The sequence below is a fragment of the Microbacterium sp. AK009 genome (assembly GCF_013410955.1).
GTDB lineage: Bacteria > Actinomycetota > Actinomycetes > Actinomycetales > Microbacteriaceae > Microbacterium.
On record NZ_JACCCG010000001.1, the window covers coordinates 41,978 to 63,977 of the forward strand.

A 22,000-nucleotide genomic window follows, 5' to 3' on the forward strand; every position below is an offset into this window, starting at 1 on the left:
GCGCCGATGCGAGGAAAACCGGCCGAGCCGCGTACATCCGTGGCGGAAACGTCCTCGCCCCGGCGGATTGTACTCGTCTCAGCCGGTGACGCGCTCGTGCTCGGGCAGCGCGGGGTGCCGCTCGCGCGGGTCGTGGCTGCGGGGGATGAAGAGGGCGATGACCAGCGCGACGAACGCCGCAGCGCCGCCGAGGATGAACGACATCTGGAAGGCGGCGCCCGTCGGGACGTCGACCCCCTGGAACGGCGTGACGTAGGTCGCGAGCACGACGCCGATGACGGCGGCGGCGGTGCTCGTGCCGAGCGAGCGGAAGAGGGCGTTCAGTCCGTTGGAGGCGCCGGTCTCGGACTGGGGCACCGAGCGCATGATGAGCATCGGCATCGCGGCATACCCGAAGCCGATCCCGACGCCGATGAGGATGTTCGCGACGAGGATCTCCCAGACCTCGCTGGAGAACAGCAGCGTGTAGCCGTAGGCGGCGATGAGCGCGAGGGCGCCGAGGACGAGCAGCAGACGCGGCCCGAAGATGCGGGCGAGGCGCCCCGAGAAGGGAGACAGCAGCATCATCATCAGCCCGGCCGGCATGACGACGAGGCTGGCGGCGATGAGCGAGAGCCCGAAGCCCCCGGTGGCGACGGGGAGCTCGAGCATCTGCGGGTAGACGACGTTGGAGGCGAACAGAGAGAACCCCATGGCGATCGAGGCGATGTTGGTCAGGAGCACGGGCCGGCGCGCGGCGACGCGGAGGTCGAGGAGCGGATCGCTGATCCGCAGCTCGTACCAGCCCCATGCCACCAGGATGGCGAGCCCGCCGAGCCCGAGCGAGAGGACCGCCGGCGATGTCCATCCCCACTCGTTGCCGCGGGAGATCGCCAGGAGCACGCCCAGCAGGCCGATCGACATGCCCGCCGCGCCGACGAAATCGAACCGCCCGGCCGTCCGGAGCGTGCTGACGGGCACGATCCAGAGCACGAGGCCGAAGACGACGACACCGAGACCGGCCGACATCCAGAACAGAACATGCCAGTCGCTGCGTTCGGTGATGAGGGCGCTGATCGGAAGCCCGAGCGCCCCGCCGACGCCGAGGGTCGCGCTGATGAGCGCGATGGCGGTATCGACGCGGTTCTCGTGCAGCACGTCGCGGAGGATCGAGATCCCCAGCGGAACGACACCTGTCACCGCCCCCTGCAGAGCGCGTCCGACGATCACCCCGACGATCCCGGGCGAGAGCGCGGCGATGACCGAACCGACGACGAGGAGGCTGAGGAGCACCAGCACGATGCGGCGCTTGCCGTACATGTCGCCCAGGCGCCCCGCGACCGGCGTGCTGATGGCGGCGGCCAGGAGCGTGGCGGTGACAACCCAGGCGGTGTCTTCACGGCTGGCATCGAGCAGCTCGGGGAGCTTGGACTGGATGGGCACCACGAGGGTGAACATGAAGGATGACGCGAGCCCGGCGACCGCGAGAACGGCGACGATCGCTCCCTGTCGGGCGTTTCGGCTGAGGTTCTTCCGGGTGTCCTCAGCTCGATCGCGCATCGACCCAGGCTATCCCCGGGACGGTGATGCGGGATCGATACGTCGGCTCCGTGCGAGGTTATCCACAGGCCACGACGCAGGAGCCGCGGACGCTGTGACATCGTCCTAACCTCGATCGATGTCTTCTCCAGATCGGCCGGTCGTCCCTCGATCGGTTTCGCCCGGTTCCACGGGACGCGGGAGGAGGCACGCGCGCTGGGTCGTTCCGCTCGTTGTCGGGATGCCGCTTTCCGTGCTCCTTTTCGTGCTCGCGTCCCACGTGGGGCGGCAGGCCGACGGCGGAGCCGGATCGGCGCTCCTCACACTCTTCCTCGGCTTCCTCGCGCTGATCGTCTTCATCACAGCGGGGATCTTCTTCGTCAGCGGGCTCGTGCGAGCTCTCCGCCACGGGTACCGAGCGCGGCGTCACCGAGCAGGCAGATACACCGCACGAGAACTCGCCGACCGCGCGGAACGAGAAGGACGTGAGGCGTGGTGGCACCACGCACGCGCGTTGCAGCGCGCACTCAGCAACCAACGAGTTCCCGCGCCGATCCCCGTGTGGGATGCTGTGGCCCGGCCCGGAGAGCTCTTCTTCATCGACCATCACGTGGAGTACGCGCGCTACACCGGACAGGACGTGGCCTACACGCAGAGCGGCGGCTTCTTCTTCGGCCATCCGCTCTTCGTCGCTGCGGGGCTCGCCGTCAACGCGGCCGGCAATGCCGTCCGCCGCTCCAGTGCGGAGGTTGCGGCACGCGAGCACTGGCGCGAGTGGGGTACGGTGCGACTCCTGGTGTCCAACCAACGCCTGCTGTGCGACATCGGCGGTCGCTGGCTGACGTTCGACTACGCGGCGATGACCGCTGTGTACCCCGAGGTCGACCGGTGGACGCTCGTCTGCCAGTTCGATTCGGCCGCGCCTCTTCTCCTTCGCGGCCCGGCGGTTCCCGCCGCTGCGGTGATCACTGTTCTCATGACCCACGGCTCCTCGGCTGTGCAGCAGCACCCGAGCCTGGCGAGCCTTGCGCGGTGAGCGACGACGAGCGGCGAGTAGCCTGACACGCATGGCCGAGGCATCCGTTTCCACTCCGCCCGGAATCACGCTTCGCCCGCTCGACACACTGGAGGCGGTCCACACCGCCTCGGCGGTGCTGTCGGAGGTGTGGAACGGCGACCGGTCGGGCATGCCGCCGAACCTCCTGCGGGCGCTCGTGCACGCCGGCAACTACGCCGTGGGTCTCTACGAGGACGACCGGATGGTCGGCGCATCGGTGGCGTTCTTCGCCGCACCCGCCGCCCGGTCGATGCACTCGCATATCACCGGCGTGCTGCCGGGACGTCAGAGCCAGGGGCTGGGACGGATGCTGAAGCAGCATCAGCGCGAGTGGGCGCTGGCACGCGATGTCGGGCACATCACCTGGACCTTCGATCCACTCGTGGCCCGCAACGCCCACTTCAACCTGCAGGTGCTCGGCACACGGGTCACGGAGTATCTGGTGAATCACTACGGCGCGATGGACGACGGGCTCAACCGCGGCGACGAGACCGATCGGATCATGGTGTCGTGGGCCCTGGCCGCGCCGCCCGTGCCGACGCCGACCGAAGACCGGGTGGTGGCCGAGGTGCCGGTACCGCACGACATCGCCGCGATCCGTCGCGACACCCCTGCCGAGGCCGCGGCGTGGCGCCGGCACGTGCGCGCGGCCCTCCTCTCCCACCTCGCCGACGGCCTCGTGATCGGCGGGTTCGACGCCCCGCGCGGCTACCTGCTGGTGCGGCCGTGATCCCACCGGACTGGACGCCGCATCGCCGCGAAGACGGCGAACTCATCGGGTGGGTCCGGCCCGAGGGAGATGACTGGGTCGCGATGGATCTGTTCGGTCGGCCGGCATCGGAGGCCGGCGACTGGCTCGATGCGGAGGCGGCGCTCGAAGAACGCGGTCTGTCGTGGCTCGCGGACGTGTGGATGCTGGAGCAGGAGGGCGATGAGCCCTTGAGAGTGCGCATCGCCGAGGTCACCCCCGGCGGCGTGGGCGAACCGGGCCGAGTACTCGTGCACACCGACGATTTCGGGGCGATCGACGTTCCCTACGAGCGCATCGTGCTTCCGTGGCCGGCGCCCGCTGCGCTCCGCCCGCGGCGGACGGACGACCCGGACGGGCGGATCTTCGGCTGACCCGCGTATCAAGCGGGCGCGCGGCGGCTCTCTCCTGATGACGCTGGGGGCGTCACTGACAGGGGAGTCCGACATGAATCTGCGCACCACACTGTTCCCGGCCACGGCACTGGCCCAGGCCGCGACACCCGGGGCGGGTCACCGCCTCACCGCCCGCATGGCGCGGCGCCTTCGTCCGCGCCGCGCGCGCTCGACGTTCCGACCCCTCGTGACCGCGCGCACCGCCTGAAGCCCGGCGTACGCTGAGCGCATGCCGATCGCTCAGCCCGCGGCATCCGTGTCTCTCGACGGGTTCGAGTTGCGGGTGCTGCATCTGCCGCTGGTCTCGCCGTTCACCACCTCGTTCGGCACCGAGACGGTGCGCGAGGTGATCGTCGTGCGGGCTACCACCGCGGATGGCGAGGGGTGGGGCGAGATCGTCACGGGGGCGGCGCCGCTGTACTCCAGCGAGTACACGCAGAGCGCGTGGGATGTCGCGTCGCGCTTTCTCGTGCCGGCCCTGCTGGAACGCGGGCGCGTCGCGCCCCACGAGGTGCCGGGCGTCTTCGCGCCCATCGTCGGACACCGCATGGCCAAGGCCGGTCTCGAACTCGCCGTCCTCGATGCGGCGCTGCGCGCCGAGGAGCGCTCGCTCGGGGCGTACCTTGGGGCGACGGTCGACCGGGTGCCCTCCGGCGTCTCGGTAGGCCTGCAGCGCGATCCCGCCGCGCTCGTCGACGCTGTCGGCGCGTACCTCGCTGAGGGATACGTGCGGATCAAGATCAAGATCAAGCCGGGGCGGGATGTCGCCGACACCGCCGCGGTGCGCGAGGCGTTCGGCGAGGTGCCGTTGCAGGTCGACGCGAACTCCGCGTACACGCTCGCCGACCTCGACACCCTGGCCGCGCTCGACGCCTTCGACCTGCTGCTGATCGAGCAGCCGCTGCAGGAGGACGACCTCGTCGACCACGCCGTGCTCGCCGAGCGCCTGCGCACGCCGATCTGCCTGGACGAGTCGATCGTGTCGGCGAAGGCCGCAGGCGATGCGCTCGCCCTCGCGGCGGCGAGCGTGATCAACATCAAGGCAGGCCGTGTCGGCGGATACCTCGAGGCGGTGCGCATCCACGATCTCTGCGTCGCCGCGGGGGTGCCGGTGTGGTGCGGCGGGATGCTGGAGACGGGGATCGGCCGGGCGGCGAACGCCGCGCTCGCCGCTCTTCCGGGCTTCACCCTGCCCGGCGACGTGTCGGCCGCGAGCCGCTTCTACCATCGCGACATACTGACCGAGCCGGCTGTACTCGAGGCGGGGCACGTGCGGGTGCCGACGGGCCCCGGCCTCGGGGTCGAGATCGACCGCGCGTTCCTCGACGAGGTCACCGTGGAGCGGTTGGAGATCCGGAGGTAGCGCCGGTGCGGTCTGCACAACTCCTCAGATCCGGGCGCCCTCGGGCGCGGCGCGCCGGGATGCGGCGGGGCGGCCGTGTGTTTCTGAGGAGTTGTGCGGTCGCGGTCGCGGTCGTCGGGCTCGCGCTGGTCGGCTGCGCCGCCGCCGACACCCGAGACCCTCCGGCGAGCCCCGCTCCCGCCGCGGCCGCCCTCCCCGCGGGCGTCAGGGTCGAGATCATCCAGCTCCGCGCGGACGTGGCGCTGCGTCAGGCGCAGGTGCACGTCGTCAACGGCGGCGACACCGACCTGCAGATCGGCGAGGTCGCCGTCGACGACTCCCGCTTCACCGCCCCCGCGACCCGCGTGCTCGCCGGGCGCACGAGCACGGTGCCCGCGGGCGGCGAGGTCGACATCCGCGTGCAGCTGCCCGACGTTGCGTGTTCGCCCCCCGCGGCGGGGTCGGCGGAGCCGACGGTGGAGCTGACGTTCCTCGCCGACGGCGCCGAGGGCACGGCGCGCGTCGTCGCCGCCGACCCGCTCGGCTTCCTCGCGCCGCTCCACGAACGGGAGTGCCGGGCGTCGGCGCTCGCCGAGGCGGCGACGCTGGCGTTCACCGGGTTCACCCCCGCGCCGCCCGGGCAGCCTGCGACGCTCCATCTCACGATCACGCCGACCGGTCGCGGCGAGGCGACCGTCGTGGCGGTGCAGGCCACGAACCTCCTCGACTTCGGTCCGGCGACCGTCGACGGCGCGTTCCCGCTCGACGTGCCGGTGACACCCGGCGACACCGAACCTGTAGTCGTCGACGTTCCGATCCTCCCCTCGCGCTGCGATCCGCACGCGGTTCAGGAGGACAAGCGCGGCACGATCTTCGACGTCCGGCTGAGCCTCGGCGGCGAGCCGGGGGAGATCGAGCTCTTCGTGGGCGAGGCGCTCCGTGGCGACATCCTCACCTGGGTGTCGGGCTGGTGCGGGTTCGCGGGCGCCGGTTAGGGCGACCGCTCGGGAGCGACCCCGCCGTGCACGGCGACGCCGTCGAGGGCGTCGAGGATTGCCACGCCGAGGGCACCGCCGGCATGCCACGGGGTGTACGCCTCGGTCCACCAGCGCGTGGCCTCGGGCGGGGTCACGCTCGGCAGCACGCGCGCCAGCTCGCGGCCGTCGGGCACGAGGCGGGGCCGGAGCACCGACAGCACCACGACGCCCTCGGCGACGACCTGCAGCACCGCACCGTCGTCGAGCGGGCGCAGTTCGAAGGGCGCGCCACCATCGCCGGCGATCCGATCGTGGACGGATGCCGCGGCCCGGCCGATCGCGCCCGCGTCGACCGGTTCGGGGGTGAGCACCACGCTGCTACGGGGCATCCGACATCCTCCGTCTGCGTCGGGGTCCCGGCACCGCGGGCTCCGGCTCCGCCTCTCCCTCCGGCGTCGGCACGACAGCCGCCCCGGCATCGAAGCGCGCCACCTGCACCAGCGTCGGCCGTTCGCCGCGGCGGGCGAGGCGCCCGCGGCCGGCGATCATCGGCTCGGCGTAGAGCTTGGGGAGCAGCTGCCCCTCGGCCCGGTCGCCCGACATGATCAGGGCCGTGCCGCCGGTGTCGCGGATGCCCTGGAGGGCGAGGTCGAACATCGCCCGCGACGCCCCGGCCACCGGCCGGCTGACCACGACGTTCAGGCGCAGGTCGCGGGCCGAGGCGAGGTAGGGCAGCAGCGGTCGGAGCGGCTCGGTGCCGCCGGCGGCGAGGATGTCGAAGTCGTCGGCGACGACCAGGATGCGGGGGCCCGGGGCCGACCGGTCGATGGCGCGCTTCTCGAGCTCGGTCGCAATCGATTCCGCCAGCTGGCGTCCCTGGCGCCCCGAGGTGGCGTGCCCGCCGAGGTAGGCGTCGGGCACGTCCGCAGCGAGCTCGCCGCGCGCGTCGAGCAGACCGACGACGAGCTCCTCGGGCGAGAATCGGTCGATCGCGCCCTGCACGATGCCCCGGAGGGTCGTGGTCTTGCCGCAGCGGCTGTCGCCGAAGACGAGCAGGTGCGGGTCGCCGGTGGCGAGGTCGAGAGCGACCGGCTGCATCGTGTCTTGACGGATGCCAAAGGGAATCGCGTCGGGCTCGTCGAAGGCGTCGGGCAGCTCGGCGGGCTCGAGCACCTCGGGGAGCAGCCGGATGGGCGCGGCCTCAGGCCCCTCCCACCGCGCCGCGCTCTCGCGGGCGATGCGCTCCAGCGCCGCGCCGATGTCGTCTCCCTCGACCTCTTCCAGGAGCGGCAGCGCGATCTGCGCGAACAGCTTCTCGTCGGTGAGCACCCGGCCCGGCTCGTCGGCGCGGAGGGTGGTGGAGAGCTTGCGGGCGATCTGCGAGTCAGCGGGGTCGTTCAGCTTCAGCTCGAGCCGGGTGCCGACGAGGTTCTGCAGATTCATCCGCAGTTCGTTCCACCGCGACAGGGTCACCACGACATGGATGCCGAAGCTGCCGCCGCGCTCCAGCAGCTGCGCGATGGGTGCTTCGAGGTCGTCGAATTCGGTGCGGACGGCGCCGAGGCCGTCGACGAGCAGCACGACGTCGGCGCTCGGGAGCTCGGGCAGCCGGCCCGCGGCGTGCTGGCGGCGCATGTCGGCGAGCGAGTCGAGGTTCTGCTCGCGGAACACCCGCTCGCGCACTGCGAGCATGCCGGTGAGCTCCTCCAGGAGACGCCCGAGTCGCTCCCGGTGTCCCCGGGTCGCGACGCCGCCGACGTGGGGGAACGGCTCGATGCGTGCGAGCCCGCCGCCGGTGAGGTCCATGCCGTACACGCTCACCTCGCGCGGTGAGTGGGTGAAGGCGAGCGCCGTCGCGAGGGTCCGCAGGAACGTCGACCGGCCCGACTGCGGGGCGCCCATGATCGACACGTGACCGCCCGAGCGGGTGAGGTCGAGCAGCCACGGCTCCTGCCGCTGCCTGCTCGGGTCATCGAGGAGCCCGATCGGCGCCGTGAGGGTGCCGGCGACGGCCTCCTCCTCGCTGCTCGGGAGCACACCGCCGAGGGTGAGCACCGGCGGGAGCGGCGGGAGCCACACCGGGCGCGTGCGGGTGACACCGCGGGCGACGCGCTCGGTCGCCGCCTGCACGAGGGTGCGACCGGTCACCGGGACCTCGGGCTGCGAGCTGTCGAGGCCGTCGGGGTCGCCCGGGTCGGGGTCGGCGGCGCGGAGGTCGTAGGGCGGGAGGGGGAGCACCGGGGGCGCGGCCTCGCGCTCGGGACCGCGTTCGACCCGCTCGGGCACGGGGCCCGAGACGTATCCCGCTCGGAACCGCGTGTACACCGAGGTGTCGACCTTCAGGTAGCCGAACCCGGGGATCGCGGGTAGGTGGAACGCGTCGGGGCTGTCGAGCACGACGGCCGATTCGGCCTCGCTGAAGGTGCGCAGACCGATGCGGTACGACAGGTAGGTGTCCAGGCCCCGCAGGCGCCCCGCCTCGATGCGCTGGCTCGAGAGCAGCAAATGCACCCCGATCGATCGACCGATCCGGCCGATCGTGAGAAGCAGCTCGACGAAATCCGGCTCGGCGGTGAGAAGTTCGCCGAACTCGTCGATGACGAGGAAGAGGTGCGGCAGCGGTGGGAGATCGCCGCGTTCGCGACGGAGCTGACGGTAGTGACCGATGGATGCCGCGTTGCCGGCCTCCTTCAGCAGACGCTGGCGGCGCACCACCTCACCCTGGATGCTCGCGCGGGCGCGCTCGGTCAGCTGCGGGTCGTCGGCGAGGTTGTCGATGATCCCGGCGACATGCGGGAGCTGGGCGAAGGGGGCGAAGGCCGCGCCGCCCTTGTAGTCGACGAGGATCATCGACAGGTCGTCGGGGGCGTGGGTCAGCGCGAGCCCGAGGATGAGGGTGCGCAGTAGCTCGCTCTTGCCCGACCCGGTCGCGCCGATGCAGATGCCGTGGGGGCCCATGCCGAGCTGGGCGGATTCCTTGAGATCCAGCAGGACAGGGGCACCGCGGTCGTCGATGCCGATCGGCACGCGCAGGAAGTCGCCGGCGCTGCGGGGGCGCCAGGCCGAGCCGACGTCGATCGCGTCGACGTCGGCGACCCCGAGCAGCTCGGTGACATCGGGCGCGAGCACGGTGCCGCTGTCGGTGGAGCTCGTCCGGGTGAGACGGAGACCGGCGAGCGGGCGGCCGATCACCTCCAGCAGGGCGATGTCGACGGGGTCGGGCTGGATGTCGGTGACGGCGGGTTCGCCGCTTCCCGGCGTCTCCACGGTGGCGGTCCCATCCGCGAGGGTGATGCGTGTGGAGACCGTCGAGGGCTCCTTCAGCCGGTCATCGACGACGTGGACGACGGTGACACCGAGGTCGGAGAGGTCGAAGGCGGCATCGATGCGCGGGAGCGCGGTGGCTGCCTCGCCGTCCTCGTCGATGATGATCACGAGACGTCCGGGCTTGGTGCGGCGCCCGGCTCGGCGGGCCGCGGCGGTGGCGGCGGCGCGGTCTCGCAGTTCGTCGCGGAGCAGGGTGAGCAGCTCCGGCAGTGACGGCGCGACGCGGCGCGCGGCGAGGGCGCCGGCGGGGATGTCGCTCGCGGCGACGTGCGGCAGCAGATCGAATCCGCGCCATTCGTCGCGCACCCGTTCGGGGAGGACCGCGGCGAGGTGGACGTCGTCGGGCGAGTGGAGCGCGGCGATCTGGGCGGCGATGCCGCGGCAGATCTGGAGGGCTTCCTCGCGGTCTCCGACGATCGAGACCTGGCCGCCTCGCTCGAGGTCGACGAGGGCCGGCATCCCCTGCGAGAGACCGGCGAGGCGCACCATCCGGTCGGCCGATTCGCGCATCACCGGGTCGAACGGCTGCACCGGATTCTGCTCCGGCGGCAGTGAGACCTCGACCGCGCGCAGGTCGGCGGTGCCGATCCGCACGCGCAGGAAGTCGGCGTCGCCCGGCCGGCGTTCCCATCGTCGCGCGGGATTGAGCGCGACTTCGACGAGGGTCGCGGGTGCCGGGTGAAGGGCGAGGGACGCCTCGCGATGGGCGTCGGCCAGCTCGCGCACCTCGCCGCGCGTGCGTTCGAGGTAGTCGAGATAGCGCTCGCGCTGCAGGCGGCGCTGGCGCGCGGCGTTGCCGCGTGCGCTGAAGGCCATGCCGACGCCGCCGACGAGCGCGACGACGAGGATGACCGCGCCGACGACGACCATGATCGGGTTGTTGCGCAGCAGCACGATCATCGTGATCGAGGACAGGCTGCCGACGACCGGGAGGAGCGACTGGATCGGGAATCCCGACGCCCCCTCGCCGAGCGGCGGGGGTGGGGCGAGGGTGATCTGGGCGGGCGGCTCGACCGGGGTGGTGAGGCGCGCGGGGCGGTGGATGACGCGAAGGGTCACGCGGTGACCTCCCGTCCGCCGGCGACGAGGGCTGCGGCAAGGCTCAGCGCGGCGCGGCGTGCGGCCCGCGGAGCGCGCGGGATGAAGACGACCGGATGCGACGAGGTCGCCGCGATGGCCCGTGCCACCGCCGAGGAGTCGGGGTCGGTCTCGATCAGCGCCAGCACCACGGCGGGCTCCTCCGGCAGCGCCCGGATCGCGGGGACGACCGCGCGGGCGTTCTCGGCGGCGGCCCGCGTCGCGTCGGCGACGAGGCAGACGACATCGCTGAGCGCGGCGCAGGAACCGAGGTCGGCGAGCGGGTGATGGGCGCCGAAGTCGGTGACGGCGACCTCGAAGAATCGGGTGATCGGCGCCGCCTCGGCCAGCCACGCCCCCACCGGGTCGCCGGTGGCAGGCGGCCGGAGGCCGACGATGCCGCGGCGGTCCTCGAGCCCCGTCAGGGCCTCCGCGGTCGTCCGCGCGCCGGCGCGCGTCTCGTTCGGCGTCGTTTCGGCGACTTCGAGCGCCCGCGCCAGGTCGCCGCCGGGGGTGACGTCGACGGCGAGCACCGACTCGGGGCGACGTGCGGTGATCGCGCGGGTGACCTGCAGGGCGAGGGGCGTGACGGACCCGTGCGGTGCGAGCGAGAGGAACCCGATGCGACGCGTCGTGGACAGCGGCGCGCGGATCGCGGCATCCTGTGTCGCCAGCACGGTCTGGGCGGCGGTGGCGCTGCCGAAGACGATGCGGGGGATCGAGGCGAGAGCCTGGCTCATGAGCCGCCGCCGAACATGCCGAGGAGTTCGTCGTAGATGCCGAGGGCGCCCAGGAGCAGCGGGAGGAGGGAGACGACGGCGAGGGTCTCGAGGATGTTGCCGAGCCCACGCAGGCGCGCGCGGGTGGCGGGCTTGGGCGAGACGATGCTCGCCGCGGCGATGACGGCGGCGACCGCGACGCCGACGGCGGGAGCGACCCAGCCGAGGGCGGCCAGCTGCGTGAGGAACGCGGTGAGCGCGATCGCGCCGACCGCGGCCCACAGCGCCCAGCCCTGCGCGCGCAGCGGGAACGCGCGGAACCTCAGGGCTGCGACGACGGCGATGGCGAGGGCGACGAGGCCCGGCCAGAGCGCGTCGGCGAGGACGAGTGCCACCCCGGCGATGGCGAGGGCGGCCGCGACCGCGAGCACGCTCCAGGTGAGGGCGGCGTAGGCGTCGTCGATCGCCGAGAACGCCCGGCCGCGGCCGATGCGCTCCCCGGCGGCGGCCTGGGCGTCGAGGGTCGTGAGCCCGGCGGCCGACAGCGCGATCCAGGGGAGCGGGCCGGTGGCGAAGGCGGCCACGACCCCTGTGATCGCCGCGGCGGCCGGGTCGGGGACGCCGGCGAGGAGCAGGACGAGGAGGAGCGTGCCGAGAACCGCGCCGAGAGCGCCGCCGGCGAGGGCGCCGGGCGCACGACGGGCGACGCCGATCGCGATGAGCACGGTGGTCGCCGCGGTGGCGAGTGCGACCGCGGCGCCCAGGAGCAGATCGGAGGTGAGGGACGCGGCGAGGATCGCCAGCACCGCCGCGAGCCCCGCGGCCGCGGCCCCGACCGCGGCCGACACGCGACGGAGCCCGCCGAGCCCGAGCCCGGCCGAGGCGGCGAGGAGGACGGCGAACGCGGCGATCTGGGTGACCGCGGCTGCCCCTCCGGGAAGGGGGAGCAGCAGCGCGCCGCCGCCGACGGCCGAGGCGATGCCGATGCCGGCTGCGAGGGCTCGGGCTGGGGCGTCCCATCGGTCGGGCCGGTCGTCGTGGGCGTCGGCCGCGGCGTCGGTGACGTCGATCACGACCGGTGAGGGCGGTGCGGCCTCGAGCCGCTCCAGGCGCAGCAGGGTGCCGTCGAGCAGGTCGAGCTGCGTGGGGGTGCGGGCGATGTCGAGCTGTTCGCCGTCGGGGGTGACGAGGGTGAGCGGCCGGGCGACGGTGCCCTCGGTCTCGCCGAGGAGGTCGAGCAGGCGCGGCAGGGCCGAGCCGAGCGACTCGTCACTCGGGACGACGACCTCGGCGCGGGCGCGGGCGCCGGCGACGGTGACGCGGGTGTAGATGCTCACGAGGCCTCCGGTGCGTAGGGCAAGACGATTCCGGTCGGGGTCGCATTCGCCTGCTCCCGCGCGGCGGCCTGATCGGCCAGGAGCTGGCTGACGAACGAGATTCCCGCGCACACGGCGCAGACGATCGCGGCAACGATGATCGAGCCGACCAGCCGCTTCATGTGGTCGTTGACGGTGCGGCGCTCGTCGATGTGTCCGTAGAGGAGGGCCGACCCCAGTCGCATCCGCTGGATCTTCGCCTGCTCGATGAGCACGGCGTCCTTCTGATCAGGCATCGGCACTCCCTCCGCGGTCGAAGAACGTCCGGGCGACGGCCGGCGCGAGACCCAGCAGGCGCCACAGCTTCTCGCGATCGAGGGGGGCGACCACCTCATCGAGGCGCTGCCATCCGCCGCCGTCGATCGAACCCAGGGGGATCAGGACGCCGGGGAGGCGGGGGCTGCCAACCGTCGTGCCGCCGACCTCGGCGGTCCAGGAGGCGGCGTCCACGCCGAGGGCACGGACGCCCGGGGGGCCGACGAGCAGAGCGAGGGGCTCGGGTGCCGGCGACGCGGTGGCGCGGCGAGCGAGGTCGGGTGCGCCGAGGGCGCCGAGCGCCATGCCGATCAGCGGCATGCCGACCGTCGCCGCGGCCGCGAGCGACCGGCGGGCGAGTCCTGCGAGATCGGCCGATGCCGCGTCATCCGCTCCGGCGACGTCGCCGACGACCCGCGTCGTCTCCTCCAGGCCCTGACCGGTGCGGCTGACCTGCAGGGTGCCGACAAGGGGTCGCGACGAGGAGGAGACGGCGATCCAGCGGCTGTCGCTCGGCATGCGGCGGCGGCTGCGCTCGGTGAGGTCATCGCGGTCCCAGGCGGCGAGCAGCGGTTCGAGGGCGCCCCAGTGCGTCGGTGGCGCCTGGGTGACGACCTCCGACACCGCGTCGAGGACGCCGCCGAGGCGCACGGGCCGGCTCACCCGGTGGCGGGTGGACACCGTGACGACCAGCTGCAGGCGGCTCTGGATCGTCGCGCGCACGAACGCCGGGTGCACACGGCTCGGGTCGAGCGGACCGCCCGGTGAGAGGACCGCGTCGGGGGTGTCGAGGCGCATGCCGGAGCGGGCGTCGTAGAAGCCGTCGCTGCGGGTGCGGATGATCCAGTGCCCCTGGGTCGCCGAGAGGGCCTCGGCGAGAGGTTCGGTCATGCGCGCGTGCTCGCCCGAGACGACGAGGGGCCGGCGGCCGGCGGCGGCGGTGCGCCCGATGAGGTCGCTGAGTCCCTGCGACAGGCTCAGCACCTCGCCGTGGATCTCGGTGAGCACCCAGTCCTCGCCGGTCGCATCGGCGAGCGGGTGATCGATGGTGAGCGTCATCGCGCCTCCGTCACCGACAGGCTCCGATCGCCGAGGTCGATCTCGGCGGGGAGCGGAAGCGGGGTGCGCTGGTGGGCGATGAGCGGATGCCGGTTGCCGGCCGTGCGCACGAAGGTGCCGTTGGTCGAGCCGAGGTCGGTGATCCACAGGCGCGCGCCGTCCCATTCCAGTCGCGCGTGCGACTTCGACAGCGAGCGCGAGAGGTCGGGCCACTGGAACACTTCGGCCGGTGCATCGGCGGGCGCGAGGGGAGTGCGTCCGAGGATGAGCGCCGACTCGAGCGAGAGGCGCTCGCCGGAGTCGAGGCGGACGAGCGGCGCGCCGCCGCGCGCCCCGGCGCGGGGGCGTGGGGCAGGGGTCTGCGCCCGGGGGAAGGTGACCGGCGCCAGGGCGGGCGCGAAGGGGTCGCGGCCCCGGCGGAGGTCGAAGGTCTCGAGCTGTCCGCGCAGGAGCGCCGGCAGGAACGAGCGTCCTGCTGCCGCGCCGGTGCGTGCACTCACCGTGCGAAGGCCGATCGCGAGGCCGCCGAGGGCGCGGCCCCCGCGCGCGAACTGCCAGGCGGTGACGGCGACGAGGATCGCGGCGATGACGAGAAGCGCGATGCCGAGGGCGGGGGCGCCCGTGACCAGGGCCAGGATGCCGCCGATCGTGGCCACGAGCGGAGCGGCGAGGTCGATGAAGACCGCCCCGGCGAACTGGCCGGCCCGAGCGCGGGCGGTGAGCACGAGGGGGTCGACGTCGGCCAAGCGCAGCGAATCCTGTGTGGTCATCGTGTTCTTGTGTTCTTCCCGTTCCGGCGAACCCTCCGATCCTAGTCGGGGGCTGCCCGGCGCCCCCTATCCGGGCACCGCCCCGGTCATCGTCAGGATGACTCGCCCTCCCGAAGCCGCGCGAGCTGGACATCGGCCGCTTCCGCGGTACCCAGCGGGAACGGTGCGGAGCCGTCCTTAGGTATCGCGAAGGGGCCGTTTCCGGCGAGTGCCTGCATGACGTCCCCGTCCTCCATGAACGCGCGGCTCTGATAGCCCTGCACCCACCAGCGTCCGTGGTCCTCGGGCTCCCCGATCAAGACGCAGGGAATTCCGCTGCGCTGCTCCACCTCGGCGAGCATCCGGAGAGCAATCCGGTGTGCCCCGGCGGCATCCATCTGATCAGCCGCACTCATCGGGGACCCGCCTGCTGACGAGGACTCTCAGGTCCGAGCTCACGGTATCGCCGGTTTCGTCGAGGACATCGCGATAAGCCTAGACACACGTCAGGTATGTCGTCCGTCGTCAGAATAGGGGTGTGGATGACGCAGGGATTCTCGCATCGTGGGCTGACCGCCTGTCCTATCTCGCGTTGACGAAAGACGGGTCGTTCCTGGTCGGGTGGGGGGACCTCGAGACGGCGTTCGCCATTCGCGAGGCACCAGCGGGATTCACCGTCGACAAGCAGAGTCGGGGTCAGTGGGCGACGCTCGCGCGCTTCTCGTCGCTGTCGGAAGCGAAGGCCTTCCTCGCGGTCTGCCTGGCATCGATCTGGCGAGCGGACCGTGGACTCGGGGATATCTTCCCCGCCGAACCCGCGCCGGACACGACCGTCACCCGGACCGATCAGGGATACGACGTCGAGACCCGGGGACACCGAGCATCCTTCCGTCAGCGTACGGACGCGAAGCGCTACACGTACGTCGCCGGCCACGGGCTTCAGCGGGTCAACGCCCTCCTTATGCAGTAGATGCGCCCTCTTGTGGGCCTTCCTCGAGGTGTCGTGCACCGCCGGAGCTCCTTCTGATCCGACACGAGCCCGCCCGTCCCGCTTCCGGGGTCAGGTGCGCGAGGAAAGGAAGTCTCGCAAGAAGCGCAGTCCTTCGACAGCGTCTGCCAAGGCCTCCGACCGATCGCGGTAGGAGCGACGCGTGGTCTCGATGACTCCCGCGCGCTCGTCCGTCACGACCGTGTACCACGTGCCGTCCCGCTCGAAGAGGCACAATCTGTTCGCAGTCGCCCCGGTCGGCTCGGAACGGGTCAGCCATCGTTCGAGACGCTCCGCCTGGACGACCTCGTCGAACACCGATTCGTTCACGGGGCCACTTCTTCAGGGTGCCGCGGGATTCGAGGAGGGCACCACCATCCGCATCTGTCCTTCTCGTACGAGGTCGCGGATGCCCATCGATGCCTCCTGGACCGCAAATCGGACGCCGCCCCCTTCGCGCCCGAACCACGGCGGCGTGACGGTGGCGGCGACCCGGATCGGTGCTGTCGTGAGGAACGACTGAAGGGGCTGATCCAGGGCGGTGACCGGAAGCGAACGCGCCTCGAACGACGTGCCGGTCGGGTAGAGGAGGAACCCGTCGAGGGCTCCGATCCGGTCGACCAGCAGGCCGGCGGGCAGGTCGATCACGGTGTCTCTCACCCCGCGGGCGGCCAGATCCATCACGTGCGGGGCCGCCCAGGTGAGAAGCCGTTCCCGCTCGGCGTCGGGGATGTTCTGCGGATCGGGGAGCGGCGAGAGCGCGTACTGATAGAGCGCGGAGACGATCTCCGCGGCAGATGAACGTCGCAGCAGCACGCGCGCCGTTCCGTAGTCGACCGTCGAAAGCGCCCATCGATCGCCGGCGTCGGCGACGACGAGCGACCCTTCCCACGGCACTCCGTCGTCACCGGGAAGGAGGACAGCGCGGTCGGGGACACCGTTCTCGCGCAGGGCGGTTCGGACATCCGCCCACGAGGTCGCGGGCGTCATCAGTCTCCTCTTTCGTCGCAGAACATCGCCGTCAAGCCTATGCATACGGCCGACGTCGCCGGCCGCGAACTGCGTCAGGTCGACGACTTCCTCATGCAGGAGACGAGCCGATCGGGTGATCCTCCGAATCCAGCGCTCGAATCTGTGCGTCCACGTCGCGAACCGTAGGAAGCGCGAACGGCGCCCCACCGTCTTTCGGCACGACGATCGGCGCGTTCCCGATCAACATGGCGTCGATGTCGCCGCTCTCGACATACCCTCGCCCCTGGTAGAAGAACACCCAGTGCCGACCGGACTCGGCCGGATCACCGAGGACGATGCGCTCGATACCGTCCTCGGCGGTCGACTGCTGGAGTGAGGCTTCGACGAGTCGGCGAGCTTCCTCAGCCGTCCGCGCGCTCACGAGGCGGCGCCTTTCGTCGATACTGGACCGGCGAGCGCGCAATTCAGGACCTTGCCTTCGGCCACCGCGAGGTTCGACATCGTGTCGGTGCCGCACGGCGTCGACACCTCCAGTGTCGGGTTCCGCCCCGCGTGCGCCAGGGCGGAGATCATCTCGTGGGCCCGCTCGGCACGAAAGTTCATGGGGTCGTCAGCGGTGATCGTCCATCCGGCGCCGGCCACACCATCTCGGACGCGACGGCCCAGCAGTTCGGCCAGCTCGGGCTCGGAGGCGTCCGCGCCGGTCGCGAGAAATGCATCCCGGCGCCGGAACGCCTCGTCACCGAACCAGCGCGAGACCTCGGCGTCATCGAGCTCACCGATCGGCCGGTCATGGGTTCGCAGCCACGTTCCCGCCGCGGTCCACCAGAGCTCACTCACAGCCCACCTGCTGACAAGGATCCTGACGTCTCCGTCCACCTCACACCTCCCCTTCCGCGACGTTCAGCCGTTTCATCTGCTCACGCGCAGGGTGCGCGCTCGACAGCCGGTAGGGCGTGGACCCATCCTTCGGGACGACGATCGGACCGTTGCCGGCGAGGGCCGCGTCCTCGTCCCCATCTTCGATGAGGCCCCGGCTCTGGAAGGCCTGCACCCACCAGCGTCCGTAGTCCTCCGGATCGCCGACGAGGACGCACGAAACTCCGCCCGCCTCCTCTGTGTCGGCCAGCATTCGGCCTGCGATGCACTGCGCCTCGGCCGCATCCATCTCGTCAGCCATGGTGTTCGCCCGGGTGGCCCTTTCGATCGTTCATCCTGATTCGGATCCCGCCGTGTCGCCAGCGCCGTCCGCAAAGACCTTCCACCGAGTTGATGCCCTGGTAGGCGCCTACTCGACGCCGTCCAACCGGGCATACATCCCGTCGCGTCGCAGATCTGGCGTCATTCTGCTCCTTCGTTACGCCGGAACGCCCCGTTCGAGTACACGGCGACCGGCGTCTTCTCGCCATTCTCCACAGCTTGGTGGGCGGGGACTTTCGGGAGTTCATCCGATGGATGCGCGCAGATCCGCCGCCGGGACGTCGACGTATCGGCCGAATCTGGCAGCCTCGATGTCGCTCGCGAACCGCCAGTTCCGGCCGGACGCGGCGTCGCTAAACACGAATCCATCGTCGAGATTTCCGGAGAGCTCGAATCCGCTCGGGGGCTTCGCCGTTCCGTCGGTGCGCATCTCGATTCCGTGACTGACCGGGCGGAGCCCACGCTCCGCCCGGACCTCTTTGGCGAAGTGAAGTGTGAGGTATCGGTCGACGTCTTCGGCGGTGTGAGCGACGAAGGCAGTCCCGCGATCCTCGTCGCGCCAGGTCCGCCGCACCGACCATTCACGGATGGCCGACGAGGACGCACGAAACCCCGCCCTGGAGAACAGGCAGCCGGCGGTCGATTTCACCGGGCTTCATTCAGCGGTGAAAGCATCGTAGGTTCGGTTCGCGACCATACGCATGAATTCCTCGGCACGCGCGGCCGAGATCTCTTCGAGGTCAGACTCGGTCGGTCGGTCGACGGCGTTCGCCACCTTCCCTTTCAGGTCTGGGGCCCACTGATCCAGGTCGCGCAGAACCTCGTCCGTCACAACGCCGTCGATCACCCTTCGCCGAAACAGCGCCTGCGGAACGCGCGTCCGGCCGCGCAAGCCGAAGAGAGTGAAGTAGCGGCTCAGGTTCGGTTCCGCGACGACCGGGGTGTCGGAGCCCAGCCAGACACGACGATAGAACCACCGGGATGCGAGCGCATCGACCGCCCCCGGGCCGAGGTCGGGTCGCCCCAGCCGCAACATCTCCTTATAGCGCGGTCCGGCATCCGAACCCGACGGATCGATCGACGATGTGTCCAGACTCTCGGACGAGGCGATCGCCTCCGTGACCCTTTCGATCAGCCATGCCGGGTCGACATCATGGGCTGCGGCGAGCGCCGCCACCGCCTCGTGGTCGGACTGCGGAGTCTTCGCCCGGCCCCAGCCCGTGAAGGCCTCGACCGCGCGGGAGACCAACGGGGCGTCAGCGTTGGTAGACATGCAGCGGCCTCCCGGTGTGCGCATCGATGATGGTGATCGATGTGACGTCCTGGTTCGCTATCAATCGCGGGAGCTCGTACTGGTTCCACACGGAGCCCTCACGCACCGCCCCGATGTAGGCGACGACGTCACCCTTGGCATTCTCGGCGATCGACGAGGAGACGGCGCGCCACGTTTCGGCTGTTTCGGGTCGACTCCAGTCTCCGGGCATCTGCTCGAGCAGGCCCTGTTCCGCCAGCATCTGCTCGAGAGTAGCGGAGCGCTGCGACTGTGCGAACACGCCCGCGCCGTCCATCGCCGACACGAAATCATCGCCCACCGTGACCCGACCCGACCAGAACACCACACCATCTTCCGGCGTGCGTGCATCGAAAGCGTCGACGAGCGAACGATCGACCAGTGCCTCATCGATCGCCGCGGCGGAGTGACCCGAGGGCATGGGCTCGGGATCGACCCGGGCAGCGGTGTCGAAGTAGCCGTTCCCGGGTCTCGGCTCGGGCCAGCCGATGTCAGGAGCTCCGTCGGGGCGAGGGACGGAGCCGAAGACGTCGTTCATCGCGGCGTCGAGTTCCGCGCGCAGCTCAGGATCGACGCTCGGCAGGCGCGCCTGCTCGTACAGGTCGTGCACCGCCATCTTGGCGTCGAAGCTCGCGTCGGTGTGGAACTGCACCTCGATCACACGGCTGCTCTGGGGGTCGAAGAAGGTGCTGTTGATGCCGACGTAGCCGTCGGAACCCCAGGCGTTCTTGAGCGGTCCGAAGGGGACGAGACCTTCATTCTGCAGGTCGTCGAGGATGCCCGAGACCGTCGGCGTGTACGCGTCGTCAGCGACGACGTAGGTGTACCGCACGGTGTCCTTCATGCCCGCGACGATCTCTCGGGCGTCTACCCCGGGTGCCGAATCCTGCAGGTCGTCGGCCACCTTGCGGTAGAGCGACTCGTCGCTCTTCAGGCGGAAATCCAACCCCTCGAGGCGTGCCTCGGGATGCCGGGCCGCAATGCTCTGCACCGTCTCGGTGAGCCGGGGCTCGGCGGTGCGCGAGCCTGCCAGGAAGTCGTCGACGACGGCCTTCTGCGACTCGGTGAGGGTGAGCCCCGGGTCTTCCGAGCTCTGCCACGCGACCGGAGCGGATGCGTCCTGAGGCGATGACGCGTTGTCGGAGGACGACGCGTCGGGGGACGAATCACCGGTTCCCGCGTCCGCGTCACCCGCGGCGTACCCGTCATCAGCGTCTCCGGAGCCACCACCGTCGCCGACGGAGCCATCCCCGCCGCCGTGGCCGGAGTCAGGGCCCGACCCGCCGCCCGCCGCCGTCTCGGGCTCACGGATGACCGTCGATTCGCCACGCACACCGCCCGCGCCGACAAGTTCGGGCTCGCGCACCGGAGCGGGGACGGATGTCTCTGCACCGCCGTCCCCAGCGCGCACGCTACCGCCTGCGGCGTTGTCGAACGACCCCGCCGGCATCTCGATCACACCGCCGGGGAACTCCAGCACCGGCGTGCCGGCCTCGTCGACTCGGGCGTAGACGTTCTGCGGGTCGACACCGACCTCGTCGAGGATCCGCATGGCGGACGCCGAATCGGTCGCGGTGTACACCTCGACCGGGCCGAGGTTCACGTCGACGGGCGGGGTGTCCAGTCGCCCGATCAGGTTGTCGAGGCTCCCGAGCCCGGCGCTTCCGAGGCGCATCGTGCCGTTCACCGCCCAGGCGGCCGGGTCGACGAAGTCGGCGACCCGCGCCATCCGGGAGAGGACGGATGCCGCGGTCGAGGCCGTCTTCACACCGGCGACCGCCGCACCGCCCACCGGGATGAGCGCGGTGCCGACGTTGAACACCGACTCGCCGAGCGCGGTGCCGGGGTCATCGGCCCACTTGTCCCAGGCGATGAGCGCCTTGCCGGTGTTGATCGCGGCTTCGTCGGCCTGCGCCTTGAAGTCCCGCACCTCCTGGGGGAGGAACCCGTCGCCGCCGAACTGCTGCATGAGCGTGTCGGCGTGAAAGATCGGCGCGAGCACACCGACGTTGGCGGCACCGGCGAACAGCAGATTGCCGAGGTTCCCCCACGCCGCGCCATAGGCGTCGCCCGAGAAGAAGTCCCCGGTGGCGGGGTTGTAGCCGAGCACGAGGGTCCCGAGACCCTCGACCGTGCCCCAGATGCCGCCGACGGCGATGCCCTCCCAGAGGAAGTCCTTGAAGACGAAGTTCGCCGTCGCCTCACCGCAGCCCTCGGTGCGCTCCACCTCGGCGCCCCAGGGCATCTCGGTGCCCTCGGGGATCTCGTCGATGCCGTAGCCGAGGGCATCATCCTCCGACTGCGCCGCCCGAAGCGGATCGGCGCCGTAGAGAGCGCGGATGGTGTTCGCGCAGTCGCGCTCGGCCTCCCAGAGGAGCACCTGCTGCGCGTTCACCTGCGCGATCAGGTCGTTGTTGCGGTCGACGTATTCCTGGACCTCGTGCCACTCCTTCGTGACGGTCCGGTACTGCTCCACCGGTTCGGCCGAGCTCGTCGACCCGGCCGCGCCGTAGGCGTTCCACGAGCCCTGGTACGACGCCGCGGTCGTGCCGTACGCGCCGTACGCGGTGTAGGCGGGGTTCACCTCCTGCACCTGCACGCCGCCGGCGATCTCGGCACGGAAGGCCTGCGCGTCCAGCCGCAGCTGGTCGAGCGCCGCCTTGATCGGGCGCACCGCCTCGGCGAATCCGCTCAGAGCCTGCGACACCACGGACAGGTTGTCGCCGACCTGCGTGGACTGGGTGTTCACCGGCTGCATGAGGTCGAGCACGATGCCCGACTCGGGCGCCTCGTACACGGCGGCCATGCCCTGCCACTTCGTGTGCACCGCGGCACCGTGGTCGCGTACCTGACCCGACACCGTGGTCACCGTCGCCGCATGCAGCTCGATGGTGTCCGGATCGATGTCTCTACCCGGAATAGCGTCCGGATCGATGGCACTCGGCATGGG

At 71.3% G+C, this 22,000-nt stretch carries 24 protein-coding genes; 7 read left to right on the top strand and 17 right to left on the bottom strand.

The genetic code is table 11. From position 1 onward, the window contains the following. Positions 1–78: 78 nt before the first annotated feature. A complete protein-coding gene (locus HDC37_RS00220) occupies positions 79–1,539 on the bottom strand; it encodes an MFS transporter (RefSeq protein WP_179558420.1) in 1,461 nt (486 codons plus the stop codon). Between the two features lie 220 nt (positions 1,540–1,759). Between HDC37_RS00220 and HDC37_RS00225 the strand changes: the two genes are divergently transcribed. The 6 genes from HDC37_RS00225 (at position 1,760) to HDC37_RS00250 (ending at position 6,055) form a co-directional block, all read left to right on the top strand. Continuing rightward, entirely contained in the window at positions 1,760–2,554 is a 795-nt protein-coding gene (locus tag HDC37_RS00225; protein ID WP_179558421.1) for a hypothetical protein, read from the top strand. A gap of 31 nt (positions 2,555–2,585) precedes the next feature. Beyond that, on the top strand, positions 2,586–3,305 hold the full coding sequence (locus tag HDC37_RS00230) for a GNAT family N-acetyltransferase (protein WP_179558422.1): 720 nt from the start codon (positions 2,586–2,588) through the stop codon (positions 3,303–3,305). Continuing rightward, positions 3,302–3,697, top strand: a complete 396-nt coding sequence (locus tag HDC37_RS00235) for a hypothetical protein (protein WP_306457527.1) — start codon at positions 3,302–3,304, stop codon at positions 3,695–3,697. The genes HDC37_RS00230 and HDC37_RS00235 overlap by 4 nt, the downstream gene beginning before the upstream one ends. A 73-nt stretch (positions 3,698–3,770) precedes the next feature. Then, the gene (locus HDC37_RS00240) at positions 3,771–3,926 is read left to right on the top strand and encodes a hypothetical protein (RefSeq protein WP_179558423.1); all 156 of its coding nucleotides are present in this window, start codon (positions 3,771–3,773) and stop codon (positions 3,924–3,926) included. Between the two features lie 21 nt (positions 3,927–3,947). Then, complete coding sequence (menC, locus tag HDC37_RS00245) at positions 3,948–5,081, top strand: o-succinylbenzoate synthase (RefSeq protein WP_179558424.1); 1,134 nt, start codon at positions 3,948–3,950, stop codon at positions 5,079–5,081. Positions 5,082–5,158: 77 nt separating this feature from the next. Then, positions 5,159–6,055: a hypothetical protein gene (locus tag HDC37_RS00250; protein ID WP_308472033.1), complete on the top strand. Its 897-nt coding sequence runs from the start codon at positions 5,159–5,161 to the stop codon at positions 6,053–6,055. Here the strand turns inward: HDC37_RS00250 and HDC37_RS00255 are convergent. From HDC37_RS00255 to HDC37_RS00290, 8 genes are all read right to left on the bottom strand, one after another. Then, complete coding sequence (locus tag HDC37_RS00255; protein ID WP_179558426.1) at positions 6,052–6,426, bottom strand: hypothetical protein; 375 nt, start codon at positions 6,424–6,426, stop codon at positions 6,052–6,054. The two genes, HDC37_RS00250 and HDC37_RS00255, sit on opposite strands and share 4 nt — an antisense overlap. Continuing rightward, complete coding sequence (gene eccCa / locus HDC37_RS00260) at positions 6,416–10,423, bottom strand: type VII secretion protein EccCa (RefSeq protein WP_179558427.1); 4,008 nt, start codon at positions 10,421–10,423, stop codon at positions 6,416–6,418. Before eccCa ends, HDC37_RS00255 begins: the two co-directional genes overlap by 11 nt. Continuing rightward, a complete protein-coding gene (locus HDC37_RS00265) occupies positions 10,420–11,181 on the bottom strand; it encodes a hypothetical protein (RefSeq protein ID WP_179558428.1) in 762 nt (253 codons plus the stop codon). The genes eccCa and HDC37_RS00265 overlap by 4 nt, the downstream gene beginning before the upstream one ends. Next, positions 11,178–12,497, bottom strand: a complete 1,320-nt coding sequence (locus HDC37_RS00270) for an EsaB/YukD family protein (protein ID WP_179558429.1) — start codon at positions 12,495–12,497, stop codon at positions 11,178–11,180. The genes HDC37_RS00265 and HDC37_RS00270 overlap by 4 nt, the downstream gene beginning before the upstream one ends. Further along, the gene (locus HDC37_RS00275) at positions 12,494–12,772 is read right to left on the bottom strand and encodes a hypothetical protein (RefSeq protein ID WP_179558430.1); all 279 of its coding nucleotides are present in this window, start codon (positions 12,770–12,772) and stop codon (positions 12,494–12,496) included. The genes HDC37_RS00270 and HDC37_RS00275 overlap by 4 nt, the downstream gene beginning before the upstream one ends. Beyond that, the gene (locus HDC37_RS00280; RefSeq protein ID WP_179558431.1) at positions 12,765–13,850 is read right to left on the bottom strand and encodes a DUF6177 family protein; all 1,086 of its coding nucleotides are present in this window, start codon (positions 13,848–13,850) and stop codon (positions 12,765–12,767) included. Before HDC37_RS00280 ends, HDC37_RS00275 begins: the two co-directional genes overlap by 8 nt. After that, entirely contained in the window at positions 13,847–14,620 is a 774-nt protein-coding gene (locus HDC37_RS00285; protein WP_179558432.1) for an FHA domain-containing protein, read from the bottom strand. Before HDC37_RS00285 ends, HDC37_RS00280 begins: the two co-directional genes overlap by 4 nt. Positions 14,621–14,712: 92 nt before the next feature. Further along, positions 14,713–15,015, bottom strand: coding sequence for a YrhB domain-containing protein (locus HDC37_RS00290; RefSeq protein ID WP_179558433.1), 303 nt, complete (start codon positions 15,013–15,015; stop codon positions 14,713–14,715). A 122-nt stretch (positions 15,016–15,137) separates the two neighbouring features. Between HDC37_RS00290 and HDC37_RS00295 the strand changes: the two genes are divergently transcribed. Continuing rightward, positions 15,138–15,569: a hypothetical protein gene (locus tag HDC37_RS00295; RefSeq protein ID WP_179558434.1), complete on the top strand. Its 432-nt coding sequence runs from the start codon at positions 15,138–15,140 to the stop codon at positions 15,567–15,569. A gap of 90 nt (positions 15,570–15,659) precedes the next feature. Here the strand turns inward: HDC37_RS00295 and HDC37_RS00300 are convergent, their stop codons facing one another. From HDC37_RS00300 to HDC37_RS00335, 8 genes are all read right to left on the bottom strand, one after another. Then, complete coding sequence (locus tag HDC37_RS00300; protein ID WP_179558435.1) at positions 15,660–15,917, bottom strand: hypothetical protein; 258 nt, start codon at positions 15,915–15,917, stop codon at positions 15,660–15,662. Positions 15,918–15,929: 12 nt separating this feature from the next. Then, positions 15,930–16,577, bottom strand: a complete 648-nt coding sequence (locus HDC37_RS00305) for a TNT domain-containing protein (protein WP_179558436.1) — start codon at positions 16,575–16,577, stop codon at positions 15,930–15,932. Between the two features lie 91 nt (positions 16,578–16,668). After that, positions 16,669–16,980, bottom strand: a complete 312-nt coding sequence (locus tag HDC37_RS00310; RefSeq protein ID WP_179558437.1) for a YrhB domain-containing protein — start codon at positions 16,978–16,980, stop codon at positions 16,669–16,671. After that, positions 16,977–17,399: a hypothetical protein gene (locus tag HDC37_RS00315; RefSeq protein WP_179558438.1), complete on the bottom strand. Its 423-nt coding sequence runs from the start codon at positions 17,397–17,399 to the stop codon at positions 16,977–16,979. The genes HDC37_RS00310 and HDC37_RS00315 overlap by 4 nt, the downstream gene beginning before the upstream one ends. Positions 17,400–17,439: 40 nt before the next feature. Next, a complete protein-coding gene (locus HDC37_RS00320) occupies positions 17,440–17,739 on the bottom strand; it encodes a YrhB domain-containing protein (protein ID WP_179558439.1) in 300 nt (99 codons plus the stop codon). Positions 17,740–18,003: 264 nt separating this feature from the next. Next, positions 18,004–18,408, bottom strand: coding sequence for a hypothetical protein (locus HDC37_RS00325; protein WP_179558440.1), 405 nt, complete (start codon positions 18,406–18,408; stop codon positions 18,004–18,006). 6 nt (positions 18,409–18,414) lie between these two features. Next, a complete protein-coding gene (locus tag HDC37_RS00330; protein WP_179558441.1) occupies positions 18,415–19,008 on the bottom strand; it encodes a hypothetical protein in 594 nt (197 codons plus the stop codon). 7 nt (positions 19,009–19,015) lie between these two features. Next, complete coding sequence (locus HDC37_RS00335; RefSeq protein ID WP_179558442.1) at positions 19,016–21,997, bottom strand: hypothetical protein; 2,982 nt, start codon at positions 21,995–21,997, stop codon at positions 19,016–19,018. Positions 21,998–22,000 lie beyond the last annotated feature (3 nt).

Coding starts and splice junctions, on each gene's coding strand:
- HDC37_RS00265 (WP_179558428.1), bottom strand. CDS start 11,181: ATGAGCCAGGCTCTCGCCTCGATCCCCCGCATCGTCTTCGGCAGCGCC.
- HDC37_RS00255 (WP_179558426.1), bottom strand. CDS start 6,426: ATGCCCCGTAGCAGCGTGGTGCTCACCCCCGAACCGGTCGACGCGGGC.
- menC (WP_179558424.1), top strand. CDS start 3,948: ATGCCGATCGCTCAGCCCGCGGCATCCGTGTCTCTCGACGGGTTCGAG.
- HDC37_RS00290 (WP_179558433.1), bottom strand. CDS start 15,015: ATGAGTGCGGCTGATCAGATGGATGCCGCCGGGGCACACCGGATTGCT.
- HDC37_RS00275 (WP_179558430.1), bottom strand. CDS start 12,772: ATGCCTGATCAGAAGGACGCCGTGCTCATCGAGCAGGCGAAGATCCAG.
- HDC37_RS00240 (WP_179558423.1), top strand. CDS start 3,771: ATGAATCTGCGCACCACACTGTTCCCGGCCACGGCACTGGCCCAGGCC.
- HDC37_RS00285 (WP_179558432.1), bottom strand. CDS start 14,620: ATGACCACACAGGATTCGCTGCGCTTGGCCGACGTCGACCCCCTCGTG.
- HDC37_RS00230 (WP_179558422.1), top strand. CDS start 2,586: ATGGCCGAGGCATCCGTTTCCACTCCGCCCGGAATCACGCTTCGCCCG.
- HDC37_RS00335 (WP_179558442.1), bottom strand. CDS start 21,997: ATGCCGAGTGCCATCGATCCGGACGCTATTCCGGGTAGAGACATCGAT.
- HDC37_RS00225 (WP_179558421.1), top strand. CDS start 1,760: ATGCCGCTTTCCGTGCTCCTTTTCGTGCTCGCGTCCCACGTGGGGCGG.
- HDC37_RS00320 (WP_179558439.1), bottom strand. CDS start 17,739: ATGGCTGACGAGATGGATGCGGCCGAGGCGCAGTGCATCGCAGGCCGA.
- HDC37_RS00220 (WP_179558420.1), bottom strand. CDS start 1,539: ATGCGCGATCGAGCTGAGGACACCCGGAAGAACCTCAGCCGAAACGCC.
- HDC37_RS00305 (WP_179558436.1), bottom strand. CDS start 16,577: ATGACGCCCGCGACCTCGTGGGCGGATGTCCGAACCGCCCTGCGCGAG.
- HDC37_RS00280 (WP_179558431.1), bottom strand. CDS start 13,850: ATGACGCTCACCATCGATCACCCGCTCGCCGATGCGACCGGCGAGGAC.